Source organism: Streptomyces sp. NRRL B-24085 (assembly GCF_001282115.1).
GTDB lineage: Bacteria > Actinomycetota > Actinomycetes > Streptomycetales > Streptomycetaceae > Streptomyces.
Genome location: NZ_LJBR01000060.1, coordinates 1 through 10,494, shown reverse-complemented (window position 1 = coordinate 10,494; position 10,494 = coordinate 1). Strand labels below are relative to the sequence as shown.

Annotated in this window: 12 protein-coding genes; 8 read left to right on the top strand and 4 right to left on the bottom strand. The window is 72.3% G+C overall.

Features of this window, described 5'->3' with window-relative positions; translation table 11 throughout:
- A partial coding sequence (locus tag AOJ26_RS44275; protein ID WP_234358506.1) for a hypothetical protein occupies positions 1 to 222 on the top strand: 222 nt, incomplete at its 5' end.
- Between the two features lie 159 nt (positions 223 to 381).
- Entirely contained in the window at positions 382 to 1,263 is an 882-nt protein-coding gene (locus AOJ26_RS09150) for an LLM class F420-dependent oxidoreductase (RefSeq protein ID WP_053847709.1), read from the top strand.
- Here the strand turns inward: AOJ26_RS09150 and AOJ26_RS09145 are convergent.
- Positions 1,260 to 1,466, bottom strand: a complete 207-nt coding sequence (locus AOJ26_RS09145; protein WP_053847708.1) for a hypothetical protein — start codon at positions 1,464 to 1,466, stop codon at positions 1,260 to 1,262. The genes AOJ26_RS09150 and AOJ26_RS09145 overlap by 4 nt on opposite strands.
- A gap of 117 nt (positions 1,467 to 1,583) precedes the next feature.
- Between AOJ26_RS09145 and AOJ26_RS09140 the strand changes: the two genes are divergently transcribed.
- Entirely contained in the window at positions 1,584 to 2,489 is a 906-nt protein-coding gene (locus AOJ26_RS09140; RefSeq protein WP_053847707.1) for a LysR family transcriptional regulator, read from the top strand.
- A 137-nt stretch (positions 2,490 to 2,626) separates the two neighbouring features.
- On the opposite strand, the gene AOJ26_RS09135 is transcribed toward AOJ26_RS09140, so the two are convergent.
- Positions 2,627 to 3,190 (bottom strand): NAD(P)H-dependent oxidoreductase, encoded by a 564-nt coding sequence (locus AOJ26_RS09135; protein WP_053847706.1) that lies wholly within the window; start codon positions 3,188 to 3,190, stop codon positions 2,627 to 2,629.
- A 102-nt stretch (positions 3,191 to 3,292) separates the two neighbouring features.
- Here AOJ26_RS09135 and AOJ26_RS09130 point away from each other — a divergent pair, with 102 nt between their 5' ends.
- Genes AOJ26_RS09130 through AOJ26_RS09115 form a run of 4 tightly spaced genes read left to right on the top strand, consistent with a single transcriptional unit; the run spans position 3,293 to position 7,721 of the window.
- The gene (locus tag AOJ26_RS09130; RefSeq protein ID WP_179200203.1) at positions 3,293 to 3,970 is read left to right on the top strand and encodes a TetR/AcrR family transcriptional regulator; all 678 of its coding nucleotides are present in this window, start codon (positions 3,293 to 3,295) and stop codon (positions 3,968 to 3,970) included.
- Between the two features lie 59 nt (positions 3,971 to 4,029).
- The gene (locus AOJ26_RS09125; protein WP_053847710.1) at positions 4,030 to 5,058 is read left to right on the top strand and encodes a LacI family DNA-binding transcriptional regulator; all 1,029 of its coding nucleotides are present in this window, start codon (positions 4,030 to 4,032) and stop codon (positions 5,056 to 5,058) included.
- 17 nt (positions 5,059 to 5,075) lie between these two features.
- The gene (locus AOJ26_RS09120; protein WP_053847704.1) at positions 5,076 to 6,254 is read left to right on the top strand and encodes a 4-hydroxybenzoate 3-monooxygenase; all 1,179 of its coding nucleotides are present in this window, start codon (positions 5,076 to 5,078) and stop codon (positions 6,252 to 6,254) included.
- A gap of 30 nt (positions 6,255 to 6,284) precedes the next feature.
- Positions 6,285 to 7,721, top strand: a complete 1,437-nt coding sequence (locus AOJ26_RS09115; protein WP_053847703.1) for an aldehyde dehydrogenase family protein — start codon at positions 6,285 to 6,287, stop codon at positions 7,719 to 7,721.
- Between the two features lie 3 nt (positions 7,722 to 7,724).
- Here the strand turns inward: AOJ26_RS09115 and trxA are convergent, their stop codons facing one another.
- A complete protein-coding gene (gene trxA, locus AOJ26_RS09110; protein WP_053847702.1) occupies positions 7,725 to 8,111 on the bottom strand; it encodes a thioredoxin in 387 nt (128 codons plus the stop codon).
- A gap of 144 nt (positions 8,112 to 8,255) precedes the next feature.
- Here trxA and AOJ26_RS09105 point away from each other — a divergent pair, with 144 nt between their 5' ends.
- Positions 8,256 to 9,695, top strand: coding sequence for a dihydrolipoyl dehydrogenase family protein (locus tag AOJ26_RS09105; RefSeq protein ID WP_053847701.1), 1,440 nt, complete (start codon positions 8,256 to 8,258; stop codon positions 9,693 to 9,695).
- On the opposite strand, the gene AOJ26_RS09100 is transcribed toward AOJ26_RS09105, so the two are convergent.
- A complete protein-coding gene (locus tag AOJ26_RS09100; RefSeq protein WP_053847700.1) occupies positions 9,692 to 10,336 on the bottom strand; it encodes a peptide deformylase in 645 nt (214 codons plus the stop codon). The genes AOJ26_RS09105 and AOJ26_RS09100 overlap by 4 nt on opposite strands.
- Between the last annotated feature and the right edge of the window lie 158 nt (positions 10,337 to 10,494).

The following is a 10,494-nucleotide window of genomic DNA, read 5'->3' as shown; positions in this document are numbered from 1 at the left end:
CGCCGCCGTCCGGACCTGCCCGCCGTACGGCGGGCACCGGGCGTCGGCATTCCGTCATGTTCGTTGTCACCGAGAGGGACGGTGGAGAGGCGTTTCGGCGTGGCGGACCGCTACCACGGCACCCGGCTGTGGATCGAGCAGAACGGCAGATCGAGGAGCGTCACGACCGGTATCGGCGTCACGACCCGCCCGGCGTCGAGCCGGTGCCGCACGCCCGCATGAGTCCGCAGGACATGGTGGACGCGGAAGGCGTGGCGTGACGGCGGCCGGAACCCGCGTGCCCCACAGCGATCCGCCCTCGACCTGAGGACCTTGACTTGGAGAGCGCTTCAAGACCTACCGTCGGCACGGTCGGCGAAGGACCTGTGAACGGAGACGGCCATGCGCGTGGGCGTGCACATCAACCGGTTCAATCATCCCGCGGGCGCGCCCGCTCTCGGCGCCGAGCTCGCCGCCGCGGGCGCCGCGGCGGAGGCGGCCGGGGTGAGCTGGCTGTCGGTGATGGACCACTACTTCCAGATGGAGTTCAACGGCGGCGCCGAGGATCCCATGCTGGAGGCCTACGCGACCCTCTCCTTCCTCGCGGCCCACACCGAGACGGTCCGGCTCGGCGCGCTGGTGACCGGAGTGACGTACCGCCACCCCGGCCTGCTCGCCAAGATCGCCACCACGCTCGACGTGCTCTCCGGCGGCCGGGCGACCCTCGGCATCGGGGCCGCCTGGTACGACCGGGAGCACGAAGGTCTGGGCGTGCCGTTCCCGCCCCTCGCGGAGCGCTTCGAGCGGCTGGAGGAGACCCTGCGGATCTGTCTGCAGATGTGGGACCCGACGGCGAACGGCCCCTTCGAGGGCACCCACTACCGGCTCGCCGAGACCCTGTGCGTACCGGCCCCGGTCAGCACTCCGCACCCCGAGATCATGATCGGCGGCAGCGGCGAGAAGAAGACGCTCCGCCTGGTCGCCCGCTACGGCGACGCCTGCAACCTCTTCGCCACCTCCCCGGAGGAGGTCGCGCACAAGCTCGACGTGCTGCGCGGCCACTGCGACACCGAGGGGCGGGACTACGACGGGATCCACAAGACGATGACCTACTCGGGCGAGGCGGCCGACGAAGGCGATCTGGACGCCTTCCTCGGGGACGTCACCGGTTACGCCGGGCTCGGCCTCGACACGGTCATCCTCGCCCCGCGGACCGGCGCCCCCGCCGAGTGGATCGAGAGCTTCACGGCACCCGCCGTACCAAAGCTCGCGGAACTGGACTAACCCGCCCGCGCGGCGGAGGGCCGGCTGCGGGAGACGACACGGGTCCCGCGGCCGTCCGTCACCCGGACCTGCAGCGAACCGCACGCGCAGCGGGTCCACACCGTGCCGCCCGCCGCCGTGCCGTGCCGGGACACCACCTGGAAGGGTTCGGCGTCGTCCGGCCAGGCGCAGTGTGGGCAGACGGCGCGGGTCGTGCTGGTCATGGTGACTCCTCGAACCTCGTGACCGGACAGGGCCGTCGCGACACAGCCCAGGATGCGGCGGAGACATCGTTCACGTCCAGGTTGACTTTCCGCACGCCACCTTGAAGCCTGGGCTTCATGATCGACCTGCGCCGGCTCCACGTCCTGAGGGCGGTCGCCCACTACGGCACGGTCACCGCGGCCGCCCGCGCCCTGCACTTCACCCCGTCGGCCGCCTCCCAGCAGATCCGCCAGCTCGCCCGCGACCTCGGCGTGGACCTCCTCGAACCCCAGGGCCGCGGGGTCCGGCTCACCCCGGCCGCCGAGAGTCTGCTCGCGCACGCCGACGCCATCCAGGTCCGCTGGGAGCAGGCCGAACTCGATCTGCGCGCCGACCGCGGCGAGCCCGCCGGGCCACTGCGGGTGGGCGGTCTGCCGGTGTCGGTCCCTGTGCTGCTCGCCCCGATGGCGGTCCGGCTGCGCGAGCGGCACCCTCGGCTGACCGTCAGCGTCCAGGAGACGGGCGTACCGGACAGCTTCGACCTGCTCTTCGAGGGGGAGATCGATCTGGCGGTCGTGGAGGCGACGCCGCACAACCCGCCCGTGGGCGACCCCCGCTACGACCAACAGCCCCTGCTGGACGACCCGTTCGACCTGGTCGTTCCGGCGGATCATCCGCTGGCCGGGCGGGACCGGGTGGATCTCGCGGACGCGGCCCGCGAGGACTGGGTCGCCCCCTTGTCGGACAGCCCCTGCCGCACCCACGTCATGTCGGCCTGCGGCGCGGCCGGCTTCACCCCGAGCGTGGTCCACCAGGCCCAGGACTGGAACGTCACCGCTCACCTGGTCGCCCACGGCCTCGGCGTGGCCCTGATCCCCCGCCTGGCCCACCTGACCCCCGACCTGCCGATCACGCGGATCCGCTGTGCGGGCAACCCCCACCGGAAGCTCCTGACCTGCACCCGCGCCGGAACTCACCAGCGCCCGGCGGTCGTGGCGGCGCTGGGGGTGCTGCGGGACCTGGCACTCACGGCGGCGGCTTGAGGCGGCGCGAGCGGGACGCGCCCGCAGGGGCGCGGGAACTGCGCGATCAACCCGCACCGGCCCGCAGACGACACGCAAGGGGGCCGGAGTCCGAAGACTCCGGCCCCCTTGTCGGAAACCGTTCACGCACCGCGGGTTCAGGCGGCCGCGACCTCACCCGTGTTGCTGTGCAGCTGGGCGACGACCTCGGTGAGCTGCGCGGCGACCTCGGCGTCGTCGGCCGGGTGGGTCTCGGCGAAACGGACCACCGAGCCCGGGATGGACAGCTTGACGTCCTCGAGCACCTTGCCGCCGGCGATGCCCACGGCCTTGCGGGTCTCGTCCTGCGCCCACACGCCGCCGAACTGGCCGAACGCGGTGCCGACCACGGCGACCGGCTTGCCGCCGAAGGCGCCGGCGCCGTACGGACGGGACAGCCAGTCGATGGCGTTCTTCAGCACCGCGGGGATGGTGCCGTTGTACTCGGGGGAGAAGAGCAGGAACGCGTCGGAAGCCTGCGCGGCCTCACGCAGCTTCGCGGCGGCCGCGGGGACGCTGCCCTCGACGTCGATGTCCTCGTTGTAGAACGGGATCTCGGCGAGGCCCTCGTAGAGCACGACCTCCGCGCCCTCGGGGGCGTGCTTGACGGCCGCCTCGGCGAGCTGGCGGTTGTGCGAACCGGCGCGAAGGGATCCGACGAGCGCAAGGATGCGAACAGACATGGCGTAACTCCAGGGGTGGTGAAACACGGCGTTAACGTTCCGGACCGGGGTCCGTTTTAATTTCTAGCACCTTAAACGGACCGAGGTCCAGTTCTCTTCCCGATGCTTTACGCTGGCTTCATGTCCGCGACCCTGCCGCCGTTCCCGAACCCCCAGGAGCCCTTCGACACGCCCCAGCTCCTGGAGGTCGGCTCCGCCCATGAGGCCTGCCTCCGCGCCGACGCGGCCCGCAACCGCGCCCGCCTGCTGGAGGCCGCGGCCCGGCTGATCGCGGAGCACGGTGTGGCGGGAGTGACCATGGAGGCGGTCGCCCAGGCGGCCGGCGTCGGCAAGGGCACGGTCTTCCGTCGCTTCGGCGACCGCACCGGACTGCTCATGGCGCTGCTGGACCACTCCGCACGCACGCTCCAGGCGGACTTCATCAGCGGCCCGCCGCCGCTGGGTCCCGGTGCTCCTCCCGTCGACCGGCTGCGGGCGCTCGGCACGGCCCTGCTGTACCGCTACGCCGAGCAGCTCGACCTGCTGCTGGCCGCCCAGTCGGAACCGACCCGCCGCCACTCCCATCCGTCGGCCCGGGCGCTGCACATGCACACCACGATGCTGCTGCGCCAGGTCCTCCCGGACGCCGACTGCGACCTGCTGGCCCAGACGCTGATGGCCTATCTCGACCCGGCCCTGATCCATCACCTCACCCAGCAGTGCGGCATGCCCCTGGAGCGCCTGGAGGCCGGCTGGTACGACCTCGTCGCCCGGGTGACCGGCACGGACGTGCCGCGCTGAGCGAAGGCGCAACCCCACATGTGGGCGTCGTCACAGCTTCTGCAAAGATGACGATCGTCATGGTGCAGATACAGAACACGTCCGCGTCCCCCGTCACGCGCCCGGTTCCCACGAGCGCCGATGTGGCCCGCCTGGCCGGCGTCTCACGCGCGACCGTCTCCTACGTCCTCAACAACACCAGCGCCGTCCGGATCAGCGAGCCCACGCGCCGCCGTGTCCACGACGCCGCCAAGGAGCTCGGGTACGTCCCGCACGCGGCCGCCCGCAGCCTGCGCGCCGGCCACAGCCGGATGGTCCTGATGCCCGCCCCGTCCATCCCGGTCGGCCCGCTCTACAGCCAGTTCATCAGTGAACTCCAATGGGCCCTCGGCCGGTTGGACTACACCGTCGTGCAGTACGGCAGTGTCGGCCTCCAGGGCGACGAGGCGGCCCGCGCCTGGGCGGAACTGCGCCCGGTGGCCGTTCTGGTGCCCGGCACGGGACTCGGCCCGCAGGGTGTGGCGCTGCTCCGGCGCTCCGGTGCCCGCGCGGTGGTCACCCTCGGTCCCGAGGCGGTCGAGGGCGCCCATGCCCTGCTCATGGACCACGCGGGCGTCGGCCGCAGCGCCGCCGCCCACCTGTACGCCCGCGGCCGGCGCCGCATCGGTGTCGTGGTGCCCGAGGAGCCCGGTCTTGAGGCCTTCTCGCTGCCCCGCCTGGCCGGCGTGCGCGGGGCCCTGCACGGCACCGACGCCACCCTGGCCGAACTGCCCCTCGCCTTCGAGGAGCAGTCCGCGGCGAGGCTGGCGGCCCGCTGGCGGGACCTCGGTCTGGACGCCGTGTTCGCGTACAACGACGAGTACGCGATGCTGTTAATGCGGGCCCTCCAGGACGAGGGCGTGCGCATACCGGAGGACACGGCGGTGATCGGCGCCGACGACCTGCTCCTCGGGCGGCTGCTGCGGCCCAGGCTGAGCACGGTCCACCTGGAGCTCCCGTCCGGCCGTGACCTCGCAGAACTGGTCGACCGCGCGGTGCGGGAACCGGGCACCGCGACCGAGACGCACACGGTGCTGGGTGCCACGGTCGTGCACCGCGACTCCAGCTGACGCAGGGAGGGCCTGCCATGCGCACCACGGTCGGGATCATCGGCGGCGGCCCCGCCGGACTGCTCCTCGCCCGCCTGCTGCACCTGGCCGGCATCGACTGCGTGGTCCTGGAGAGCCGGACCCGGGAGTACGTCGAGCACCGCCAGCGCGCCGGGATGCTGGAACAGGGCACGGTCGACGCCCTGCGCGCGTGCGGCGCCGCCGACCGCCTGGACGCCGAGGGGCTCGTCCACCAGGGCATCGAGCTGCGGTTCGCGGGGGAGCGGCACCACCTGGACTTCCCCGTGCTCACCGGTGGCCGCACGGTCACCGTCTACGCCCAGACCGAGATCGTGAAGGACCTTGTCGCGCTCCAACTGGCCGAGGGGCCGCCCCTGTTGTTCGAGGCGGAGGCCCTGGCGGTCGAGAAGCCGGACAGCGACGCCCCGCGCGTACGGTTCCGGCACGAGGGCCGCGAGCAGACGCTGACCTGCGACTGGATCGCCGGCTGCGACGGCTTCCACGGCATCTCCCGCGAGGCCTTCCCGACGGCGGCGAGCCGGACGTACGAGCACGACTACCCGTACTCCTGGCTCGGGATCCTCGCCGACGTCGCGCCGTCCTGCGAGGAGTTGATCTACGCCCGCGGCGAGCGCGGCTTCGCCCTGCACAGCATGCGCTCGCCCGTCGTCTCCCGGCTCTACCTCCAGGTGCCCAACGGCACCCGCGCCGCCGACTGGTCCGACGAACGGATCTGGGACGAGCTCGACGCCCGCTTCGCGATCGACGCCGACTGGACCCTCGCCAGAGGTCCGGTCACCGCCAAGTCCGTGACCCCGATGCGCAGTCACGTCCACGAGCCGATGCGGCACGGCCGTCTGCTGCTCGCCGGCGACGCCGCGCACATAGTGCCGCCGACCGGGGCCAAGGGACTCAACCTCGCCGTGTCGGACGTATCCGTCCTCGCCCGGGCCCTGACCGATCTGTACCGCACAGGATCTGCACAACTGATCGACAGATATTCAGAGTTGTGTCTTTCTCGTGTGTGGCAGGCCACGCGCTTCTCGTATGACATGACTAGGATGTTGCACGCTCAACCAAATGGGGATGCGTTCGAGAGCCGGATGCAGCTCGCACGGCTGCGCCGTATCACCGCATCCCGCCATGCGGCCGCCGAACTGGCCGCGAACTACACGGGACTACCGCTCCCCGTGTGAGTCCCACCGGTGATCGAACGGAGAGCCGTCATGTCGTTGCTCGAACCCAAGAGCTGGCAGCCCCATCCCCTGTCGGGACCCGAGTACGCGGTCACCGAGCCCGCCACCGGCGACACGCTCGCCACCGTCACCCTCGCCACGGGCGCGGACGTGGAGCGCTCCGCCGAGGCCGCCCGCGCCGCCCAGATCGAGTGGGCCCGCCTCCCGCACTTCGTCCGCGCCGGAGTGCTGCGCAAGGCCGGCGACCTGTTCGCCGCACACGCCGACGAACTGCGCGGATGGCTCGTCCGGGAGTCCGGGTCCATCCCCGGCAAGGCCGACTTCGAACTGCACGTGGCCGCCCAGGAGTGCTACGAGGCCGCCGCCCTCGCCTCCCGCCCGGCCGGCCAGGTGCTGCCCAGCGAGGCGCCCCGGCTGTCCTACACGCGCCGCGTCCCGGTCGGCGTCGTGGGCGTGATCTCCCCCTTCAACGCCCCCCTGATCCTCTCGATCCGCTCGGTCGCCCCCGCTCTCGCGCTCGGCAACGCGGTGATCCTCAAGCCGGACCCGCGCACCGCGGTCTGCGGCGGCATCTCGCTCGCCGCGGTCTTCGCCGAGGCCGGACTGCCGGAGGGCCTCTTCCATGTCCTGCCGGGCGGCCCGAACGTCGGCCAGGCCCTGGTCGCCGACCCGCGCGTCCCCGTCATCTCCTTCACCGGGTCGACCGCCGCGGGCCGTGCCGTGGGGGAGGCGGCGGGACGCCACCTCAAGCGCGCCCACCTGGAACTCGGCGGCAACTCCGCCCTGATCGTCCTGGAGGACGCCGACATCGAGGCCGTGATCTCCACGGCGGCCTGGGGGTCCTTCTTCCACCAGGGCCAGATCTGCATGACGACGGGCCGCCACCTCGTCCACGCGTCGCTGTACGAGGAGTACGTCGAACGGCTCGCCGCCAAGGCCGACTCGCTCGCCGTGGGCGACCCGAACCGCGAGCAGGTCCACCTCGGCCCGATCATCGACGACCAGCAGCTCGCCAAGGTGCGCGGCCTGGTCGAGGCCAGCACCGCGCAGGGCGCCAAGCTGGCCGCCGGCGGCACCCACGACAGGCTCTTCTACCGGCCGACAGTCCTCGCGGGCCTCGACGACAGCACCCCCGCCTACGCGGAGGAGGTCTTCGGGCCCGTCGCACCCGTACGGTCCTTCGGCACCGTCGACGAGGCCGCCGCCCTGGCCGCCGCGGGACCCTACGGCCTCTCGCTCGGCATCGTCACCGGGGACGCGGCCCGCGGTCTCGACCTGGCCGAGCGGATCCCGACCGGGATCGTGCACATCAACGACCAGACCGTGAACGACGAGGCGGTCGCACCCTTCGGTGGCATCGCCGCGTCCGGCACCGGCGCCCGGTTCGGCGGCGAGGCCAATGTGGAGGCCTTCACCGACGTGCGCTGGACGACGGTGCGGGCGGACGTGGCGACCTATCCCTTCTGAGGGTCACTCGCCGTTCTGCTCGGCCTGGGCCTGCTGCGCGGCCACGGACTTGCGGACCTCGTCCATGTCCAGCTTGCGGGCCTGCCCGATGACGTCCGTCAGGGCCGACTCGGGCAGCGCGCCCGGCTGGGCGAACACCGCGACCTGGTCGCGGACGATCATCAGCGTCGGGATCGACTGGATGCCGAAGGCCGCGGCCAGCTCCGGCTGCGCCTCGGTGTCCACCTTGCCGAACACCAGGTCGGGGTTGTCCTCGGCCGCCTTCTCGTAGACCGGCGCGAACTGGCGGCAAGGACCGCACCAGGACGCCCAGAAGTCGATCAGGACGAACTCGTTGTCCGTGACCATCTGGTCGAAGTTCTCCTTGGTGAGCTCCACGGTGCTGCTCATGACGTGATCCCTCTTCCTGGTCTCGGAGCGAAGCCGTCGGCACAACACGGCTTGTCGGCCGGGTATTCCACAGCTGTCACCTCTCGGTATCCGGCGCGCGTACCCCTGGTGGCCCGAGCGCACACCACCCACCAGACTGGGCCCATGACGGAAACGGAAAACATCGCCTCCAGTACCTACGACGTCGTGGTGCTCGGTGCCGGACCCGTGGGGGAGAACGTGGCCGACCGCACCCGCGCGGCCGGCCTCTCCACCGCGGTCGTGGAGAGCGAGCTGGTGGGCGGAGAGTGCTCGTACTGGGCCTGCATGCCCAGCAAGGCCCTGCTGCGGCCGGTGATCGCACAGGCGGACGCGCGCCGCCTGCCGGGCCTGAGCGACTCCGTGCAGGGCCCCCTCGACGCGGCGGCGGTCCTCGCACGCCGGGACTACTGGACCTCGAACTGGCAGGACGACGGCCAGGTCGGCTGGCTGGAAGGCATCGGCGCCGACCTCCACCGCGGCCACGGCCGCCTCAGCGGAGAGCGCACGGTGACGGTGACCGGCCCCGACGGCGTACGGAAGGTGCTGACCGCCCGGCACGCCGTGGCCGTCTGCACCGGCACCCGCGCGGTGCTGCCCGATCTGCCCGGCCTAGACGAGGTCAAGCCCTGGACCAGCCGCGAGGCCACCAGTGCCAAGGCCGTACCGGGTCGGCTCGTCGTGGTCGGCGGGGGAGTGGTCGCCACCGAGATGGCCACGGCCTGGCAGGCCCTCGGCTCCCGGGTGACCCTCCTCGTGCGCGGGAAGGGCCTGCTCAACCGCATGGAGCCGTTCGCCGGCGAGCTGGTCGCCGAGGCGCTCACCGAGGCGGGTGTCGATGTCCGCACCGGCACCTCGGTCGAGTCGGTCACCCGCGAGAACGGCACCGTCGTGGTCGTCACCGGCACCGGCGACCGCATCGAGGCCGACGAGATCCTCTTCGCCACCGGACGCGCCCCGCACACCGACGACATCGGCCTCGACACCGTCGGCCGGGAGCCGGGCAGCTGGCTGGAGGTCGACGACAGCCTCCGCGTCATCGGCAGCGACTGGCTCTACGCCGTCGGCGACGTCAACCACCGCGCGCTCCTCACCCACCAGGGCAAGTACCAGGCCCGCATCGCCGGGGCTGCCATCTCCGCCCGCGCCTCGGGAGCCACGGTCCAGGCGGACCCCTGGGGCGCGCACGCCGCCACCGCCGACCACGACGCCGTACCCCAGGTCGTCTTCACCGACCCGGAGGCAGCCGCAGTGGGCCTCTCCCTGGCGGAGGCCGAACAGGCCGGACACCGCGTCCGCGCGGTCGACTACGACCTCGCCTCGGTGGCGGGCGCCGGTCTCTACGGCGACGGCTACCGCGGCCGGGCCCGCATGGTCGTCGACCTGGAACGCGAGATCCTCCTCGGCGTCACCTTCGTCGGACCCGGCGTCGGCGAACTGATCCACTCCGCGACGATCGCGGTCGCCGGCCAGGTCCCGATCAGCCGGCTGTGGCACGCGGTCCCGTCGTACCCCACGATCAGCGAGGTGTGGCTGCGGCTGCTGGAGGCGTACCGGGACAACTAGGGCAGCTCGAAGCCGAGGGACGCGGCCGCCCGTTCCGGCGTCGGCTGCGTCCAGTGCTGCGCGACCGCCTGGTTCGAGGACAGGGAGCGCAGCTCGGCGCGGTCCAGGTAGAGGGTGCCGTCGAGATGGTCCGTCTCGTGCTGGACGATCCGTGCGGGCCAGCCGCGGAACACCTCGTCGACCGCGCGGCCGTTCTCGTCCGCGCACCTCAGCCGGACCTCGGCGGGCCGCGCCACCACGGCCTGCCACCCCGGCACGCTCAGACATCCCTCGAAGAACGCCACCCGCTCGGTGCCGACCGGCTCGTACGACGGATTGACCAGGACCCGGAACGGCAGCGGCACCCGCCCGCGCGCCAGCCGGACCTCCTCCGGTACGGGCGCCGGGTCCTCGACGACGGCGATGCGCAGCGGCACACCCACCTGCGGGGCGGCCAGGCCCACGCCCGGCGCCGCGTGCATGGTGACGCGCAGGGCCTCGACGAAGCGGGACAGGAGCGCGGCGTCCAACTGACCGTCGTAGGGCTCGGTGCCGTGCCGCAGGACCGGTTCGCCGGCCGCCACGATCGGCAGCGGGCCGTCGGCGGCCAGGAGTTCCTCGACCAGCTCGGCAAGGGGCGCGCGGTGACTCGGAGTTGCCATCGCGCCAGGATGCCATGCAGGGCCTTGTGACGCAGGTCACTTGAGGGGTCGGGAACTCGCCCCGCCCTCCCTCCGACTACTGGACCGACACCGTCCCCAGCCCTCGGAGAAGCCGCCGATGTCCATCGCCCCCTCGACCACCAAGGACGAGGTCCCGC

Excerpts from the sequence above, each read along its gene's own strand:
- AOJ26_RS09150 (WP_053847709.1), top strand. The coding sequence starts at position 382 with ATGCGCGTGGGCGTGCACATCAACCGGTTCAATCATCCCGCGGGCGCG.
- AOJ26_RS09145 (WP_053847708.1), bottom strand. The coding sequence starts at position 1,466 with ATGACCAGCACGACCCGCGCCGTCTGCCCACACTGCGCCTGGCCGGAC.
- AOJ26_RS09140 (WP_053847707.1), top strand. The coding sequence starts at position 1,584 with ATGATCGACCTGCGCCGGCTCCACGTCCTGAGGGCGGTCGCCCACTAC.
- AOJ26_RS09135 (WP_053847706.1), bottom strand. The coding sequence starts at position 3,190 with ATGTCTGTTCGCATCCTTGCGCTCGTCGGATCCCTTCGCGCCGGTTCG.
- AOJ26_RS09130 (WP_179200203.1), top strand. The coding sequence starts at position 3,293 with ATGCTTTACGCTGGCTTCATGTCCGCGACCCTGCCGCCGTTCCCGAAC.
- AOJ26_RS09125 (WP_053847710.1), top strand. The coding sequence starts at position 4,030 with ATGGTGCAGATACAGAACACGTCCGCGTCCCCCGTCACGCGCCCGGTT.
- AOJ26_RS09120 (WP_053847704.1), top strand. The coding sequence starts at position 5,076 with ATGCGCACCACGGTCGGGATCATCGGCGGCGGCCCCGCCGGACTGCTC.
- AOJ26_RS09115 (WP_053847703.1), top strand. The coding sequence starts at position 6,285 with ATGTCGTTGCTCGAACCCAAGAGCTGGCAGCCCCATCCCCTGTCGGGA.
- trxA (WP_053847702.1), bottom strand. The coding sequence starts at position 8,111 with ATGAGCAGCACCGTGGAGCTCACCAAGGAGAACTTCGACCAGATGGTC.
- AOJ26_RS09105 (WP_053847701.1), top strand. The coding sequence starts at position 8,256 with ATGACGGAAACGGAAAACATCGCCTCCAGTACCTACGACGTCGTGGTG.
- AOJ26_RS09100 (WP_053847700.1), bottom strand. The coding sequence starts at position 10,336 with ATGGCAACTCCGAGTCACCGCGCGCCCCTTGCCGAGCTGGTCGAGGAA.